We start from the raw sequence: 17,231 nt of genomic DNA on the forward strand, positions 1-17,231 counted from the left end.
GCTGTCTCAATCGTGAATTTTGAATTTATTTAATGGTATTTTCACGATTTCAAAGGCGAACGCTACGCTCCTACAACACCCTCATTCTTCTCCGTTTAACTTTTTGAACCCACTTAACGAGTAGGAATATGCAGGAGGTAACTCGAATGAACTCTTATCGAATCGCCGTCGTTGACGATGATAACCATATTCGTGAAATAGTAGAAGCCTATCTGCACAAAGAAGGCTACGAGACAGTTGGAATGGATAACGCGGAAGCCGCGCTCGAACTGTGGAAAACAACACCGCCAGACATGTGGATTCTGGACATTATGCTGCCAGGAATGAGTGGATATGAGCTGTGCCGCCACATTCGCCAAGAAGCGGAAGTGCCGATCATTATGATCTCTGCGAGGGATGAAGAAGTCGATAAAATTCTAGGACTTGAGCTTGGTAGTGACGATTATTTAACGAAACCATTTAGTCCAAGGGAACTTGTTGCGAGGGTAAAGCGTCTTATGCACCGCTTTGAACTGATGAATCAATATAAAGAACAATCACCAGCTGCTGAATCGAAAAAGACAACGCAGATCGGTGCGTTGAAGCTCGATCTCGAAGAACGTCGCGTGTTCTGGGACGAACAAGAAATTGAGATGACATTCAAAGAGTTCTCGCTCTTACAGTCGCTAACCGATCGCCCGAATCGGGCATTTTCACGGGACGAGCTACTCAATTTAGTATGGGGAAATGATTATTTCGGCAGTGACCGTGCGATTGATGATCTTGTGAAACGTCTTCGCAAGAAACTGCCCGATATGCCAATTGAAACCGTATGGGGATACGGATATCGCCTGCGTGTGGAAGGAGAGATGAGCTGATATGAAGTTAAAATATCGCCTCTATCTCGCCTTTGGTGCGCTATTGTTATGTGTACTGGTCGTAACAGCTCTAAGTATCTATCCCCTACTGTTTAATACCCTCGTTCAGAATCAAAGAGAAGTGATGAAGCGTCAAGGAGAGTTGATCATCAATAATACTGACCTTCAAGCTTACAAAACTAATCCTGCAGAAGTTGCGCCAGCTATGAGTGTAATGCCATCCACTAAAGTACCGCTTACACGAATTAATCTGAGCACCATCATCCCCCTTAATCAAATGCTTCAAGGTCAATTAATAGGGATGGAAAAGCTTCGAGGGGATTTAAAGCATATCCCTGATCTCTCACATTCTGGTATGAATGAAGAGGATTATATCGTTGAGACGGTAAAAGCTGCCCATGTAGCTAAGCAAACGACTGAGGCTACACGGATGGTTATTCTCTCGACACCATACAGTGAAATAGAAAAAATGCAGAAAGATTTATTCCTGCGTATGATGCTGATCTTAGCTATTGGCGGGATTATCGCCTTTCTTCTGAGCATGCTCATTACCAAGAAAATCGTCACACCGCTTACTAAGCTTAAAGAGGAACTAAAGAAAGTGAAGAATCGTCAATTTGCAGATGTACAGTGGGTGAAGTCCGGCGGGGAAATTGGTGAGGTATCTAGAAGCGTATGTGAACTAGCCGCGGAGTTAGGCAGCTACAACCGAGCGCAGAAACAGTTTTTCCAGAATGCTTCCCATGAGTTAAAGACCCCCCTGATGTCCATTCAAGGGTATGCGGAAGGGATTCGCGATGGGGTATTTATAGATGAACATGCGAACAAAGGGCTTGATGTCATTGCGAGCGAGTGTGATCGCTTAAAGCGGATTGTCACTGAGATGACGCTGCTCGCGAAGCTTGAGAGTGAGGATGGCATATTCGAACCGAGTGATCTCGATGTACCTGACCTGCTCGAAGAAACAATCGAACGGTTAAACCCGCTTTTGCTGCAAAAAGGTCTTGAAGTGAAGGTACTTTATAATCGGGAACATCGCTCCAGACTGCTTATTCAAGCCGATCATGAGAAGCTACTGCAAGCTTTCCTCAACATTGTCGGCAATGCCATTCGCCATGCGAAGCATCGAATTGTCATCTATGTAACGATCCATAATGGAAGTATCAATATCGAAGTCACAGACGATGGGGACGGTATTCCAAGCACGCTGCTCCCTCACCTCTTCCAGCGATTCATTAAGGGCAAGAACGGTGAGAATGGCCTAGGTCTTGCGATTTCCCGTGCGATTGTGGAACGCTGCCGAGGCGACATCTCCGCTTATAACCTAGCAAGTGGTGGCGCGGCATTCGTTATGAAGTTTCCCGCTATGAGGCGAGGACAAGTAATGTTGATGTAGGGGTAAGATTGATAGATATGCAAAAAAACAAGGTACGAGGCAGCTGCTTCGTACCTTGTTTTTTTATATAGTCTAACGTAAATTTTGTCTCTTCTCTTTTTAAGACTTCATCCCCATCCCCAGCTTCACACACATCGCCACATTACGTGCCGCGCGGATCATGTTCGCTTCGCCATCTTTCAATGCTTCTTCTAGAGTTGTTACCCCTGGTACGATGGAGAACAAGGCGTTAATGCCGATCTCATGAACGGCTTCACTACCTGGTGCAACCATTCCTGCAAGTGCAATAACTGGAATGCCTTGCACCTTGGCTGTCATGGAGACACCCATTGGTGTTTTGCCGAAAACAGTCTGACGGTCGATCTTCCCTTCACCTGTGATGACAAGATCTGCACCTTCCATATGCTTGGCTAGATTCGCCGCTTCAATGACGATATCCACACCACGCTTGAGCTCTGCGTTCAAGTAGGCAAGAACTGCTGCGCCCATACCACCTGCTGCACCCGCCCCTGCTTGTGCAACGACTTCTTTACCTGTCGCTTCTGTCAATTTCACTGCGTAATGAGCAAGATTATGATCAAGTAGCTCGACCATCTCTGGTGTTGCACCTTTTTGCGGACCGAAGATTGCAGATGCTCCACGTTCACCTGTTAATGGATTATCCACATCGCAAGCAGCGATAAATTCTACATGACGGATACGGCTATCTAGCTGTTTCAAGTCAATCTTGTCTACTAGATTCAATTCACCGCCGCCGTAGCTAATTTCTTCGCCTGATTCCTTGAGGAGCTTCGCACCTAGTGCTTGTGCCATACCCGCTCCACCATCATTCGTCGCACTGCCCCCAAGACCCATAATGATCTTTTCTGCACCTTGATCTAGCGCAGCTAGAATTAGTTCACCTGTCCCATAAGTCGTTGTAATGAGCGGATTTCGCTGCTCTCTTGCCACATGGTGTAAACCTGAAGCTGCTGCCATCTCGATGATCGCTGTCTTGCCGTCTCCCATCATTCCGAAGAAAGCTTGTACGGGTTCGCCTAGCGGACCTGTTACTTCAAGATGAATCAATTTTCCGTTCGTGGCATCAACTAAGGATTGCACCGTTCCTTCTCCACCGTCAGCCATTGGAACTTTGATATACTCCGCATCGGGTAAGATTAAACGCATGCCCGTTTCAATTGCCTCTGCTGCTTGCATTGCTGTCATACTTTCTTTAAATGAATCTGGAGCAATAATAATTTTCATCTTAATCCCACCTTATCCGAAGAATTGGAATACACCAAAGATCAATGTTGATACGATCGCAAGTACTAGACCGACTACTGTTTCATAAGGAATCAGTTTCAGACGCTCACCCATCGACATGTTCACACTACCACCCGTTGCGTGGAAGAAGCTGCCGTGTGGCATGTGATCGAATACTGTTGCACCGGCATGAATCATCGCTGCACCTGCTAGCGGCATAATACCGAGTTCAAGAATGGTGTTACCGAATACCGAGCTTGCTACTGCTGTACCTGCTGTTGTCGAAGCTGTTGCTAGTGACATCAAGGAACCACTGATTGGAGCAAGCATGTAAGCTGGTAAGCCTGAAGAAGTTAAGAAGTTAATAATGACGTCTTTCAATTGCGAGTTCGCAATAATTCCTGCAAGTGTACCTGTACCGAGGAGCATGATTGCTACACCCGACATTTTATTTAAGCCCGAAATGGCAAATTGGTTAATTTGTTTACCGCGTCCCATCACGATCGCACCGACTATACCCCCGACTGGAAGTGCAATAAGCGGATCAATTACGATGTTAAACAAAGGACGAAGTGCGAGTAAAATAATCGCTACAAGTGGTGCTACAATCGCGGCACCGAAACTTGGAAGAGTACTGCGGTCTACCTCTTTAATCTCTTCCATGCCTACTTTGCTGCCGCGACCTGAAATTCGCTTCGCTAGCCAGTACGTCATCGCTACCCCGAAGATTGCTGGAATAATACCTGCCATCATAACGGAAGTTAGTGGAGCGCCGAATGCTTCAGATGCTGCAATCGCATTCGGATTCGGGGACATGATGTTACCCGCCTTACCTCCCCCGATCATCGCAAGCAAGATTGCAAGCTTGGAGATGTTTGCACGCTGTGCAATCGCCATCGCGATTGGTGCTACTGTAATAACGGCAACGTCGATGAATACACCGATTGCTGTTAAGATCATTGTTGCTATTGCAAGAGCGAGCAGCGCTTTCGTCTCGCCCATTTTCTTCACGATTTTCTCGGCAATGGATGCTGCTGCACCTGATTCAATCAGCACACCTGCGAGCACACCCGCTGCAATAATACGAAGTACGGCTGGTATTACGCCTTTGGATCCTTCCATCATTAAGGATACGGTCTGTACTAAGTCCGCACCTCCGATGATTCCCCCAACTAGCGCCCCAGCAATCATCCCATATGCAGGTGGAACCTTGCGAAGAATAAGTACAATCGCAACGACGAGTGCGGCTATGGCGCCTAGAACAGATACAGAAATGTCCATTTTATTATGCCTCCTTGTTGTATCAGAACAACTAGTGTTTGCTTTCTATATCCCTATAATAGCGCTTTCATGAAAACGCTTCATCGTTCATACAAACAAAAGTTTGCGCTTTCAAACTTCTCTTTTTTGTGCATTTGCACAAATGATGCATTGAACGTCATTTAGGAGTTATTTTTCGATACAAATAAAGCCACATCGCCGTCTGCAAAGTAAACAGATCTCTTAGATTCCAAGGATCTTTATCCGTAATTTCGTATATACGCTGCAAGCGATAACGAAGCGTATTACGATGAATGCTGAGCTTACTTGCGATTAGCTGCTGATCCCCATTCTCTTCGATATACGTGAGTAGGGTCTGCCACAACTCTCCAAGCTTATCTTGTTTCACAAAACTAGCCGCTAGTTCCACCAATTCATCTGTATTCCAAGTTGGTTTTAAATTCACAAACAAGGTTTCATTAATAAAATCATTCGCATCATAAACCGTCTGCTCAGGTGAAATCACACGACCCGCATAAAGCGCATCACGCGCGGAAGTATAGCACTTAATCAATCCTTCAAGATCACTATAAGCTTTACCGATTGCTACTTTAACAGAAGGATTCCATTTATCACGAGCGCTGACTAAGAGGGTATTAATCCCTTTATGTATTCTCTCTTGCATATCTCGACCACTCAAAACACGTTGCAACCACACCACTTGCGAGGAATTACGAATCGTAATCGTATCTACCGACTCCCTCTGCTGAAGCACACTAACGACCTGTTGCAGCATATGTAATGCCTGAACCTCATCCCCTGTTTGGTCGTCTTGAAGCTCCAGAATGCATGCAATTCGCGGTATGGACAGATCAATCCCCAATCGCTTCGCCTGATCCTTCATCATCGGATAGTCAGCAGGACTTGCATGAATAACACTGAGGAGAAAATCTTCTCGGAGTCTCTTATCCCACTGCGCCTGCTCCTGCAGGTACAACTGCTCCAAGTACATCTCTGCCGTCATTTTGACAAGCTGGCCATACTTCTCTACTTCTATTGGGTTGCCTGTAATTCCGATTACACCGACGACTTCATTCTGGAACTCGATCACAAGGTTCGTACCATGCTGCACTCCGGATAATTTCTCTTGTAGGTCAGCATCAACCTCAAATCGCCCTCTGCGTTCAATTGCAATAACAGCCCCTTCGTGCAGCTGTCCAATTCGCCGATTATCGCCCGAACCGATAATCACCCCGTGCTCATCCATTACGTTCACATTATATTGAATGACATTCATCGTCCGTCGCACAATCTCTTGTGCAAGCCGCCGTGTCAATTTACTCATATCGCTCACCAACCTATTATCCATACTTAAAAACGAGGACATCTCCAAGATACCCTCGTTACAAGCATATTATTATTGAGTTAGGATGTGCAACTACCGAAACATACATCTGCAAACTCTTGGATCAAGCAGACTGCTCCATCTGAGAAGCGAGCTTCGTGCGCTTGGCACTTTCTCTATCCCCCTGCGGAATCAACTGCGGAACAACAATTCCAAGTAGGATTAAGACAATCCCAACCCACTGTAACACAGAAACCATTTCACCTAACACCACAATCGACACGATGACGGCTGCAGGCAGTTCTGCGGCACCTAGAATCGCACCTAAGCCCGGGCCGATCTTCGGTATTCCAATTGCGAAGAATACGACAGGGATAAAGCTTCCCATAAGCGCCTGTGGAAGGGAAAACTTCCATGCTCCCTGTACAATTGAACCATCGAACAAGAAGGTTGGTGTAAGTATAATAAGTAGCAGAATAAGCGCGCCAGTCAGCATGATGAAGCTTCTTGAGAACACAGGCACGTTCGTGGCTACTTTACCACTAGCGAAGATATAGATTGCGAATGTTAGGGCAGCTAACAGACCGCACAGTACGCCCATAAGCGTCCATTGACCACTATTCTGCTCAAGTACGCCTCCTGCCAGCAACGTCCCAACGATCAATACTGCAATCGAGATCAGCTTACCGCGGCTTGGCATCTTCCGTTCCCAGATTGCTTCTAGTACAACGCCCATCCATGTAAATTGAAACAGCAATAGAACAGCTAATGAAGCTGGAAGCTGCTCCACCGACACCCCATAGAACACCCCAGTTAAGCTCATCGGAATCCCTGCAAGCAGTAGTGTTCCAACTTGCTTAAGCTTCACCTTCACACGTGAGAATAGCAGCATTGCAACCAGCAGTATGAGCCAACCAAACAAATATTGCCCGCCTAGAATTTGCGATACGGTAAACCCTTCTGCAAGCCCCAGCTTAAGAATCGTCGATAAAACACCATAGCTACATGCACCTAAAAATACAAGTACTGAATATTGCAAATTTTTCACCCCTATACTCCCCTTCCTAACCATCATTATGATTTTTGGCAAATAAAAAGCCCCCTCGTTCGTCAATTCGAACGAGGGGGCGAATGAAACCAAAGCTTTCGCTTTGTCAAAATTTCGCCTTCTACAGCATCGAGCATTACACTCTGCTTGAAGTTTAAATATTCACTTGCTGCTATTCATTGTAAAAGGGTTTATAGGAAATATCAACCATTAATTTGGTTATATCTATAATTCCATTGCCCGCCCGTATCTCGCTAGGTATGCTTCCTTCTCCTTATAGTCCGGCATGATACTGCCGACAAGCCTCCAGAAGGATCGGTCATGATTCATATGAAAGAGATGGCATAGTTCATGAATCACCACATAATCAATAACAGCAAGCGGCGCCATCGCCAAGCGATAGTTGAACGTAAGCTGCTTGCTGGAGCTGCAGGTCCCCCACTTGGTTCTGGATTCCACAATTTCGAATGATTTCGCTTTAGCCTTGAGCTGCTGTTGATAAACCTTAAGACGCTCCCCAATCACTTTTTTACAACTTGCAAAATAAAACTTCTTCAGACTCACCTTCAGCTCATCCTCAGTTCGTCCTTCTGTCTCAATTAATTCCTGTAACGCGTAATATTTACCCAGATGAAGGAACTTCCCTTCCTCTTGATATTCTCTGATTCCTGTCGTATCCTGGCTTTGCTCAATGGCTCGCAATTGCTGCAGAATTTGTTTGCTATGCTTTTTCACCGCAGATTCAATTACCTCTTCACTAGTCCCATTCGGTGCTTTTACCGTAATAAATCCAGAAGCATCCATCGCCAGCGAGATTTTCTTCCTCACACCGTATTCCAGATGAATCCGCACCCTGTGACCTTCTAATTCAATGTTCATTGTTTGCCTCGCTTTGTTAGTTCATATATAACTAGAGCAGCTAATCAATAAATCCTATTCGCCACTCCCTACTCCCTTTATCTTCAAGTTCAAAAGAATAAACTCTTGTTTCCTCGCTAACCTCATTTGTGCTCAACTCATAGATGACAAGAGTAACAAATACTGTACCATACTGTCCGCCCTCATTACGACTAAATTGCGGATTTTTCATATCTATGATCATACTATCTTTCTCAGTGTAATATTTGTATAACGGATAGACTTGATTAGATGTCTTCTTAGAAAAGGTTCCTGCAAATGCTGCCTGATCTCGATTATTGAGCGCTTTTACATGCTGAACGATCAACTGGATAAATTGCTTCTCGGTAGGGTTATTAAACGAGTCCGGATACAAGTATCGTACAGGTGGTATGGAGACAACGGCATTCGTATGCCAAGTATCTCCCCCATCTGTTGTTGTATACTTCACCCTCCGTTTACTAAGTCTCCCCCGATCCGAATTCGATACATATTCCATTACCAGCTGCCCACGATTTAAATCACCAGCATCAAATACAGGCGGATAGCTATTGCCATATGCATAACCAGCAAGCCTATCCAGCTTCTGCAATGTCCACGATTTCCCGCCATCTTCTGTCCGGTATAGAGGCATTAACTCAGTACCATGCTGTATGGCCGTTATCCAACCTACTCGTTCATCGCGAAAAGCCACACCTGTCACATATCCATCAATCTCTTGATCCAGTTCACGGACTTTCAGGACATTCCCCTCATCACCATTAATCTCATAAAGCGACTTTGACATTAGCCCAGCACTAGAATCAGAATTCAGTAAAATCCAAGCTTTCTTCTCTTTCGGTAGAGCTGAAATATGTATATCCTTCTTCTCAACCAAGTTCTCCCAAGCTTCTGTAGTTGGTAACTTCCACGTCATTGCGGTTTCACCATTATTAAAACGCGCTGACACTTTAAGGCCATTCTTCCCGTTATCTAGCACACGAATGATGCTAATAGTTGTACCGTTATGTTGGATATCTGCAATCTTCCATTCATTCGGCATTATATGTAATGAAAGTCTCTCATCCCAGTTGCTGAAGCCCAAATGATCTGCTGTTTCGTTCCAATTTTTGAGCCTTAATGATCCATCATCTGCTGTAGTGAATTGAAAAGCCTGCTTTCCCTTCCAATACGGCTGAAGATCTTGAGGTGTATAACGAATTTCTACATCCGCCGCGATAAACACATCACGCGCTTGAGTTACAATATTCGAAGTGGCTTTAATCGTGATGTAATTCCCCCCAGGATTGAAGTTCCCAGCCGGATCAACCGCTCCAAATTTATCTTCATAGTTTTGTGGGAAATCGTTATTGGAGATGAACACATAATCATCAAGCAGTGCCACTACTTCTTGCCCAATTGGATCAAGTTTCATGCGTTCCTCACGGCTCATCACTTCTTCATTAATGGGTACATGATCGGCATAGGGGATGAGATAGATTGGCTTTGGATTGGGCGACGGACTTGGTGCGGTCTCTGATGTAGGTGTGGATATAAGAGTTGGAATCGGCTCATTACTTGGGGATACTTCGGAGGTCGTACAGCCTGTTGTGGTTAGTAGCATAATGCTTAATAGAAATAGAAGTCGTTTAGCCATCCATATACCTCCTGGTGATAGTATCAAGAGTTTCACTAGTTTAGACTAGTTATAGATGCGAAAGTTACGATGATGCACAAAAAAACCTCGAAACCATTTGATTTCGAGGTACTATTTGTCAAGTTTACATATTGAATCAGTCTCAACTATATTCCGCCTGTAACCCGCTCATACACATAATACCGATATCGATACGGATTCTCCTCATCTGTCACCCCGTCCACCACTGACACCTCTTTCCACTCACCCACATTAATCTCTGGAAAATAGGTATCTCCTTCGAACTCATAGTCAATCTTCGTTAGGTACATCTTCGTCACATAGGGCAGGAATAATTGATAGATTTGTTCCCCACCAAATATAAAAATCTCTTCTTCCTGCGCACAACTAGCGAAGACTTCTTCTACCGTATGTACAATCTCGCACCCTTTTGCCGAATAATCCCGATCTCTTGTCAAAATGATATTGCGTCGCCCGGGCAGCGCTCTTCCAATCGATTCATAATTTTTACGTCCCAATATAATCGAACGCCCCATCGTCGTCTGCTTCACATACTCCCATTCCTTCGGCAAGCGCCATGGGATGTCATTCTTGTATCCGATCACTCGATTGTTGTCCATCGCAGCTATTAAACTAATTTTTGTGTTCATGATTACCCGCTCCTCTGCACTAGTACTTCCCTAATTGATTACAACTTCTGTGGTTCAGACAAATTATCCTGCACAATTTCCTCACTAATAACACAAAAGCAGCAATCCTCCCTTAACAAGAGAATTGCTGCTCCATTAAACAAATCATTTATAACAATCTGATAATTATTCTTATAACGTCAATCCGCCATCAACCACAACGATTGAACCTGTCATATAGCTGCTCTTCTCAGAAGCCAGGAATACGACCATTTCAGCAAGCTCTTCTGGCTGTGCATAGCGTCCTAGACGCATATTCGGCAATTCATCTGGAATATAGCCAGACTCTTGAAGCATCACGGGTACTGCTTGAGTTAGTGCTGTGTCTACACCACCTGGGCAGATTGCATTGATGCGAATGCCTTTTTTTACATATTCAAGTGCTGCAGATTTCGTTAGGGATACAACCGCATGCTTACTTGCGGAATAAGCCGCCATACTATGCTCAGCACGAACGCCAGCAGTGGAAGCTGTATTGATAATTACGCCAGCACCTTGCTTTTCCATCACTTGAATGACGTACTTCATGCCAAGGAAGATCCCTTTCACGTTGACATTGAACATCCGATCAAACTCAGATTCCTTAATGTCTGCTAGCAACGAGAAGTTTTGAAGCACACCAGCGTTATTGAAGAGAACATCGATACGTCCATACGTCTCCACAGCTGTATTCACATAGCGCTGAACATCTTCGCTGTTGCCAACGTTAGCTTGTACGAAGATCCCTTCGCCACCTTGCTCTTGAACTAGTTTCAACGTCTCATTGCCTGTCTGTTCGTTATAATCAACGAGCACGACTTTAGCGCCATTGCTTGCAAATTTCAAACTTGTTGTACGACCGATTCCGCTACCCGCACCTGTGATCAAGACAACTTGCTGTGTGTTAGACATATTTAATCGCTCCTTTAAGAATAAAGTTATGATAGTAATAATACTGATGTGATAGTTATACTATCACTATAATGAATTATACTCCTGATTTTAGAAAACAACAACATTTATCACACCTTTATTGACAACATTCTGGGCTTCTGTTACGATCACGAGCAACTAAGAGAACGGATGAGGAAGGAATGTGAAGGAAGTGGTAGCCAAAACCAGATGGCAACAAGAACGTGAGGATGCCAAACAACAACGCGTTGTCCTCATGATTGATGCTGCCGAGCGCGTGTTTAACGCTAAAGGGATCGATAAAGCGACCATGCAAGATGTAGCGACAGAAGCACGAATGGGGATCGCGACAGTGTTCCGCTATTTTCCGAAGAAAGATAAACTGATCATTGCCGTTGCAACCCGCATTATTGAATCGCAAATTGAGACGTTCGATACCATCGCAAATGGACAAGAAACATGCTATGAGAAGCTAGAGAAGATACTCGATTTCTTCATTACCTTAATAGGACCTGCACACAGCAAGAATACCAAGCTACTTGAAGCGTTCGAGAGCTATGCCGCTCAATCCACCGAGCCACTGGAAGATCTCGATCTGTATAACGATGCGATGAGCCGCATTCAGTCTTCGATCATGAACATTATTAAAGACGGGATGAATGACGGCTCCATACGCGCGAATCTATCCCTCGACGATACGATTGCAACAATGACAAATTCATTTGCCCTGTTCGCGAAAAAATTATCTTTGCAGAGCAGCATCCCGATGCTAGAGTTCAAGATCGAATCTGCAAAGCAGCTTCATATTTTGAAAGACATTTTCTTAAGTTATTTAAGACCCTAATAAACAAGAGCTGAAGCCCCCTTTTTAAACAAAAGGAACTTCAGCTCTTCGTTCATCTTCATCTTATTCCAACACCCTAGCCACAATCCTCGCAATCGACGAATCTGCACGTATATGAAGTGGCAGCGCAATAATCTCAAACTTCCCTACCTCAAGTAATTTCTCAACATGAGTCAAATTCTCTGCGATCAGGATGTTATTTGCAAATAACAACTGATGAACTTCAAATGGATATTTATCAGGGGAAGGCATGTCGAGACAGACCATCTTCACATGCTTTCTCACTAACAACTCAGCAAATGCCAATGTCAGAACGGGATAGTCTGTAAAATAGCTCGGCTGTCCAAACAACCGGCTATGCTCCGTATGCAGAACGACAATCTGCGCTTCTGGAATAAGCTCTTCATACTCTTCCAAGTAGTCAATCTCTGTTTGCCCCGCAACATCAATAACTGTTCCACTCCCGATAAAACGATCCAATGAGAACTCATTCAGATAAGTTGGAACATCCAGCAGATGCATCGGTCCATCAATATGAGTGCCTTCGTGCATATTCACGCTTAGCTGATGATTCGTATAGTGATCCGTATGTATAAACTTCGTTTGCGTCAGAATCGTCTCTGCATCGCCTGGATAAGGCGGTAAACCATCTACTATTAAGTGAGATAGATCTATAATCATAAGAAGTTCCCCCATTCACTAATCAAAAACCTTTTAAAAATTGTACCACATTAATATTTATCCATTAAAAAAAGGACTCACCCCGGTCTCTCAACCGAGGCAAATCCTTAACCCCATTAACCCTTAAATGCCTGCATTGCTTTTCTAAACTCTTTAATCGTCGGACGCTTACCGTAGAGCATAATACCCGTGCGGTAGATCTTAGCTGCAAGCCAGCTGAAGAAGCCGATGGAGACGAATAGTAATGCAATGGATACAAGAACTTCCCACTGCTCCGGATCACCCATACCGATGCGCAGGAACATTACAAGTGGCGAGAAGAACGGAATATAAGACATCACCACGACATACGATGCGTTCGGATTTTGCAAAGCAACCATACTTACCATGAAGCCAGCCATCATGAGGAACATAATCGGCATAACCGCCTGCCCCACATCTTCCACACGACTTACGATGGAACCAACAGCAGCATACAACATCGCATACAAGAAGAATCCACCTAAGAAGAAGATAATAAAGTAGATGAATGTACTTACGGGAATATCGGACAATGAAATACCAAGCGAAGCAATCTGCTTCTGGTTATGTGGCAGCATCAAGTTAATGAAGGCAGCAACACCAACGACCGCGAGTTGCGATAGAGCAAGTAGACATGTACCAATAATTTTACCTAACATTTGCTTGAGTGAATCCACACTCGTTACGATTAGCTCCATAACACGAGAGCTTTTCTCTTGCGTAATCGTCGTTGCAACCGCTGTACCGTACATCATAATGCTCATATATTGCAGCATCAGCATCCCGTACACCATGATGTAAGACATGATGAGTTGACCTTCTGTCTTCGTCTGACCCACTTCATTCGAAGTAGAAATTTGCAGCGTATCGATTGCGATTGGCGTCTGAATGATTTCCAGCTGCTCTTTCGGAATATTTTTCAGAATACCATCCATCTTCACAGCCTGTAGACCAAGCTGCAATTCACGTACAAGCGAGCTGTCCTTCGTATCATTAGACTTATACGTCACTTTCGGGAAACCGCCCACCAGCTGATCACTAATCTCGATGTAACCTTTTATATCACCAGACTTAATCTTATCTTTTGCTAACTGCTCATCTGCGTCTTTACTTGAACTCGGAAGCGTTACGATCTCTACCTTAGCTTCACCTTGCGCTTTATAATAGGCATCGAGCTTCTGCGCGATCTCAGTTTGGTTTGCGAACACCCCTACTTTATCTGCCTCATGAGAGGAGAAATAGTCAATCACGGCCGGTAAGTTAATTCCAATCGTCACAAGAATCGCCATAATCAAGGAAGAAACTTTGAATGATTTAGCTGTAAACGCCGTCATGAACGTAAATCTGATAACTGTAAAAATACTATTCATGCGATCCACCTACTTTCTTAATAAAGATTTCGTTAAGCGTCGGCTCCATCACTTGGAAGCGATTGATCTGCGTCTGTGCCATTGCATGTTCCAATATTGCTCGTGCTGCCACTGGCTGTGCAATCTGAATTTCATATCCAACTGCGCTCTTGTTCACCGATTTCACACCTGCAATTTGCTCAAGCCCTGTTACATCATCAGTTGTCTCAAGTAACACTCTTTCTTTTGGGAAAGACGCCTTAATCTCTTTCAAATTACCCTGCAATACTGTGTTCGATCTATGTAGAATCGAAATGTTCTCACACAATTCCTCAACATGTTCCATACGGTGACTGGAGAACAGAATCGACTTCCCTTGCTCACGTAGTGTAGTAACCGTCTTCTTCAGTAGCTCCACATTCACCGGGTCAAATCCTGAGAACGGTTCATCCATAATAAGAATTTCCGGATCATGAATCACAGCCGCAATAAACTGGATTTTCTGCTGATTCCCTTTGGATAATTCTTCTACCCTCTTGCCATAATACTCCGGCACATCAAAGCGCTCTAACCATGTCTTAAGGGATTGATCCGCTGCTTTGCGCGTCATTCCTTTAAGTTCTGCCAAGTATAACAGCTGATCGCTTACTTTAACCTTGCCATACAAGCCTCTTTCCTCTGGCAAGTACCCCATAATTGCACGCAATTCCTTGGAATAGCCTTTCCCTTTCCATAGAATGCGACCCTCGTCTGGAGCCGTCAGTCCTAGCACCATCCGCATCGTTGTCGTCTTACCCGCACCATTTGCGCCGAGCAATCCATAAATCTCACCTGCTTTTACGTTAAAATGATTGCCATCCACCGCTACATTATCACCAAAGCGCTTTGTTACATGCTCCACTTGAAGATTAAACATCGATATCTCTCTCCTTTGTTTAGATCCTTAATTATTTTCCATGTAAAACGATAAGATTTCATCAAGCTCAAGTGACTCCACACTGATAATCGGAATCTGCTGTCTTATAAGCTCACTTTCTGTTGCTTGCACCTGAGATGTAATGATGCGAACTGGACCTGTTACTCTTCCTGTAAGGTCCACACGGATCACACCAGGTGTTTGCTCTCCTTGTTCAGGCAGTCTTTCTATCCAATACGCTTTTGTGGTGCTTAAGAGCTCATCTTTTTCAAAAATTCCTTTAATCACGCCGTTTTCTTGCAAAATAATATAGTCTGCTAATCGCTTAATCTCATCCAAAATATGAGTGGCAAACACCACTGTTCTTCCATCATTATCCATAAACTTGCCGATTTGATCTACAATAATTTTGGATGTCATAAAATCGAGTCCATTCGTTGCTTCATCCATGATGAGTAGATCCGTGTTCTTCGCCAGGGCCACTGCAATAGACAGACGCTGCCGTTCGCCAGTAGACATCTTCAATAATTTCGCATTACGATCAATCCCGAATTTCTTTACCAGATTCGTAAACTGATTTGAATCCCAATTTGGATACCATAGAGATTCGAAATCAACCAAATCCTTCACCGTTGAAAGCTCTGCTTCCTCCCACATCTGACGATTGGACGCGTATGCAATGCGTCGTTTGATCATGACATCATCTTGCTCATAATCCATACCGAACATTTGCACTTGACCCTGGTCTGGCTTTAATCCGTTCATCAGCATGCTGAACAGCGTACTCTTCCCAGCCCCATTGGGTCCGACTACTGCATATACGAACCCTTCTTCAAGCTGCAAATCAATCGTTCCGATCTCGAACGTATCGAGTCTTTTACGTACACCCTTCATTGCTACTGCAATATTAGCTTCCATATACCCCAGCTCCCAACCTTAAGCTTTCTCTTGATCCCGAACTTCCTGTAATGCTGCTCTAAAAAGTTCTTCTAGTTCCGCATCTGTACACTTCACTCGTATCCCCGTCAGAATCGCTTCTTTCATTGCTGTGAGCACCGCATCTGTTCGATAATTGTCTCTCGCCGTCTGTCCTACATTTGCAACAAACGTCCCCGTTCCTTGCCTGGTACGCAAGATGCCTTCATTCTCCAAGTCCTGATACACCCTTCGAATCGTAATAACGCTGCATGCCAGTTGCTGTGCCAGTTCTCGTATCGATGGAAGGAGGGCCCCTTCTGCCAATTGCCCACTTAGAATAAGAGCTTTAAGCTGCACTTCAATCTGATAATATAATGGCTCTGCGCTGTCATTCGATATCTGAATGGGAATTCTCATCCGCCCTCACCTACTTTCTAATCCCTGCCTTTTAAACGTACAAATCTCGCTTATTGAGCGACTTCTCCATTACTTTACCTACACCAAGCATGATGCATATTCCGAGTACAATAAAGGCAGTCGGTATGATCCAGCTGTATGTCTTAATCCCAGTTGTGACAAGATCCCAGACAGATTGTTGCATCCCCAAAAGCGCAACAAGAATAACTGCTACGATACCAACCGCGAAACTCATTACCAAGTACATTTTTCCTGAAAGCGACATCTCAAACCACAGATACAGCGTGCCTGTTACCATCGAATAACCCATTACTGTAAGTACCATCTGAACATACTGCATGGTTGTTATATCGTAGGTGCTGATCATGTCCGTAAATATATACAGTAAGCTGAATAGTATCGTATTTAAAGCGAAGACATGAATGATAAATTTCATAAATTTCGATTTCACGATTTGACTTGATGAGATCGGCATTAGCTTCAGCCAAGACAATTCTTTCCTGAATGCATCCGTCTTCCAGTAATTTTTCATATAGCTGTTCTTAAATCCAAATCCCATAAGTGATAAGTACGTTACAGAGATAACGTTAACTGGAAAATAAGCGATACTCGGTCGTTTTGCGTAACTTTCAATTGGGATCATCACCAGAAACATTAAGAAACAAGCAACAAGAAATAGAGTCGTTCCCACATACCCTGCATTACGATACGAAAATTCCCTCTTTACCAGAAACTTAATTCCTTGCCAATTCGTCATATCCGATCACCTTCCACATTCACAGTGTATATAGTCTTTATAGTGTGTATATCTATATGTACAG

General features: G+C 44.1%; 17 protein-coding genes. 3 read left to right on the forward strand and 14 right to left on the reverse strand.

The window, feature by feature from the left end; all coding sequences use genetic code 11:
- The first annotated feature begins 146 nt into the window (after nt 1-146).
- Nucleotides 147-857 carry a response regulator transcription factor gene (locus NV379_RS10930; RefSeq protein ID WP_258207349.1) on the forward strand — a complete coding sequence of 237 codons (711 nt, stop codon included), beginning with the start codon at nt 147-149 and terminating at the stop codon, nt 855-857.
- Nucleotide 858: 1 nt separating this feature from the next.
- Complete coding sequence (locus NV379_RS10935; RefSeq protein ID WP_258207350.1) at nt 859-2,253, forward strand: sensor histidine kinase; 1,395 nt, start codon at nt 859-861, stop codon at nt 2,251-2,253.
- 99 nt (nt 2,254-2,352) lie between these two features.
- Here the strand turns inward: NV379_RS10935 and NV379_RS10940 are convergent, their stop codons facing one another.
- The 8 genes from NV379_RS10940 to NV379_RS10975 form a co-directional block, all read right to left on the reverse strand.
- Nucleotides 2,353-3,498, reverse strand: coding sequence for a glycerate kinase (locus NV379_RS10940; protein ID WP_258207351.1), 1,146 nt, complete (start codon nt 3,496-3,498; stop codon nt 2,353-2,355).
- Nucleotides 3,499-3,510: 12 nt separating this feature from the next.
- Nucleotides 3,511-4,779 (reverse strand): GntP family permease, encoded by a 1,269-nt coding sequence (locus tag NV379_RS10945; RefSeq protein ID WP_258207352.1) that lies wholly within the window; start codon nt 4,777-4,779, stop codon nt 3,511-3,513.
- A gap of 157 nt (nt 4,780-4,936) precedes the next feature.
- On the reverse strand, nt 4,937-6,103 hold the full coding sequence (locus tag NV379_RS10950) for a sugar diacid recognition domain-containing protein (RefSeq protein ID WP_258207353.1): 1,167 nt from the start codon (nt 6,101-6,103) through the stop codon (nt 4,937-4,939).
- Between the two features lie 124 nt (nt 6,104-6,227).
- Entirely contained in the window at nt 6,228-7,151 is a 924-nt protein-coding gene (locus tag NV379_RS10955) for an EamA family transporter (RefSeq protein WP_258207354.1), read from the reverse strand.
- Between the two features lie 225 nt (nt 7,152-7,376).
- On the reverse strand, nt 7,377-8,030 hold the full coding sequence (locus NV379_RS10960) for a M48 family metallopeptidase (RefSeq protein WP_258207355.1): 654 nt from the start codon (nt 8,028-8,030) through the stop codon (nt 7,377-7,379).
- A 40-nt stretch (nt 8,031-8,070) separates the two neighbouring features.
- Complete coding sequence (locus tag NV379_RS10965; protein WP_258207356.1) at nt 8,071-9,684, reverse strand: hypothetical protein; 1,614 nt, start codon at nt 9,682-9,684, stop codon at nt 8,071-8,073.
- Between the two features lie 146 nt (nt 9,685-9,830).
- Nucleotides 9,831-10,334 (reverse strand): dihydrofolate reductase, encoded by a 504-nt coding sequence (locus tag NV379_RS10970; RefSeq protein WP_258207357.1) that lies wholly within the window; start codon nt 10,332-10,334, stop codon nt 9,831-9,833.
- Between the two features lie 171 nt (nt 10,335-10,505).
- A complete protein-coding gene (locus tag NV379_RS10975) occupies nt 10,506-11,264 on the reverse strand; it encodes an SDR family NAD(P)-dependent oxidoreductase (RefSeq protein ID WP_258207358.1) in 759 nt (252 codons plus the stop codon).
- A gap of 184 nt (nt 11,265-11,448) precedes the next feature.
- Here NV379_RS10975 and NV379_RS10980 point away from each other — a divergent pair, with 184 nt between their 5' ends.
- Entirely contained in the window at nt 11,449-12,108 is a 660-nt protein-coding gene (locus tag NV379_RS10980; protein WP_258207359.1) for a TetR/AcrR family transcriptional regulator, read from the forward strand.
- 63 nt (nt 12,109-12,171) lie between these two features.
- Here NV379_RS10980 and NV379_RS10985 read toward each other — a convergent pair whose 3' ends face one another.
- From NV379_RS10985 to NV379_RS11010, 6 genes are all read right to left on the reverse strand, one after another.
- Nucleotides 12,172-12,789 (reverse strand): cyclase family protein, encoded by a 618-nt coding sequence (locus NV379_RS10985; protein WP_258207360.1) that lies wholly within the window; start codon nt 12,787-12,789, stop codon nt 12,172-12,174.
- Between the two features lie 116 nt (nt 12,790-12,905).
- Nucleotides 12,906-14,180, reverse strand: coding sequence for an ABC transporter permease (locus NV379_RS10990; protein ID WP_258207361.1), 1,275 nt, complete (start codon nt 14,178-14,180; stop codon nt 12,906-12,908).
- Nucleotides 14,173-15,075, reverse strand: coding sequence for an ABC transporter ATP-binding protein (locus NV379_RS10995; RefSeq protein WP_258207362.1), 903 nt, complete (start codon nt 15,073-15,075; stop codon nt 14,173-14,175). The genes NV379_RS10990 and NV379_RS10995 overlap by 8 nt, the downstream gene beginning before the upstream one ends.
- A gap of 27 nt (nt 15,076-15,102) precedes the next feature.
- Complete coding sequence (locus NV379_RS11000; RefSeq protein WP_258207363.1) at nt 15,103-15,993, reverse strand: ATP-binding cassette domain-containing protein; 891 nt, start codon at nt 15,991-15,993, stop codon at nt 15,103-15,105.
- Between the two features lie 18 nt (nt 15,994-16,011).
- Entirely contained in the window at nt 16,012-16,410 is a 399-nt protein-coding gene (locus tag NV379_RS11005; RefSeq protein WP_258207364.1) for a GntR family transcriptional regulator, read from the reverse strand.
- Between the two features lie 31 nt (nt 16,411-16,441).
- Entirely contained in the window at nt 16,442-17,167 is a 726-nt protein-coding gene (locus NV379_RS11010) for a hypothetical protein (RefSeq protein ID WP_258207365.1), read from the reverse strand.
- Between the last annotated feature and the right edge of the window lie 64 nt (nt 17,168-17,231).

Source organism: Paenibacillus radicibacter, assembly GCF_024721995.1.
GTDB lineage: Bacteria > Bacillota > Bacilli > Paenibacillales > NBRC-103111 > Paenibacillus_AM > Paenibacillus_AM radicibacter.

Coding starts and splice junctions, on each gene's coding strand:
- NV379_RS10940 (WP_258207351.1), bottom strand. CDS start 3,498: ATGAAAATTATTATTGCTCCAGATTCATTTAAAGAAAGTATGACAGCA.
- NV379_RS10960 (WP_258207355.1), bottom strand. CDS start 8,030: ATGAACATTGAATTAGAAGGTCACAGGGTGCGGATTCATCTGGAATAC.
- NV379_RS11010 (WP_258207365.1), bottom strand. CDS start 17,167: ATGACGAATTGGCAAGGAATTAAGTTTCTGGTAAAGAGGGAATTTTCG.
- NV379_RS10945 (WP_258207352.1), bottom strand. CDS start 4,779: ATGGACATTTCTGTATCTGTTCTAGGCGCCATAGCCGCACTCGTCGTT.
- NV379_RS10935 (WP_258207350.1), top strand. CDS start 859: ATGAAGTTAAAATATCGCCTCTATCTCGCCTTTGGTGCGCTATTGTTA.
- NV379_RS10985 (WP_258207360.1), bottom strand. CDS start 12,789: ATGATTATAGATCTATCTCACTTAATAGTAGATGGTTTACCGCCTTAT.
- NV379_RS11000 (WP_258207363.1), bottom strand. CDS start 15,993: ATGGAAGCTAATATTGCAGTAGCAATGAAGGGTGTACGTAAAAGACTC.
- NV379_RS10995 (WP_258207362.1), bottom strand. CDS start 15,075: ATGTTTAATCTTCAAGTGGAGCATGTAACAAAGCGCTTTGGTGATAAT.
- NV379_RS10990 (WP_258207361.1), bottom strand. CDS start 14,180: ATGAATAGTATTTTTACAGTTATCAGATTTACGTTCATGACGGCGTTT.
- NV379_RS10930 (WP_258207349.1), top strand. CDS start 147: ATGAACTCTTATCGAATCGCCGTCGTTGACGATGATAACCATATTCGT.
- NV379_RS10965 (WP_258207356.1), bottom strand. CDS start 9,684: ATGGCTAAACGACTTCTATTTCTATTAAGCATTATGCTACTAACCACA.
- NV379_RS10950 (WP_258207353.1), bottom strand. CDS start 6,103: ATGAGTAAATTGACACGGCGGCTTGCACAAGAGATTGTGCGACGGACG.
- NV379_RS11005 (WP_258207364.1), bottom strand. CDS start 16,410: ATGAGAATTCCCATTCAGATATCGAATGACAGCGCAGAGCCATTATAT.
- NV379_RS10970 (WP_258207357.1), bottom strand. CDS start 10,334: ATGAACACAAAAATTAGTTTAATAGCTGCGATGGACAACAATCGAGTG.
- NV379_RS10975 (WP_258207358.1), bottom strand. CDS start 11,264: ATGTCTAACACACAGCAAGTTGTCTTGATCACAGGTGCGGGTAGCGGA.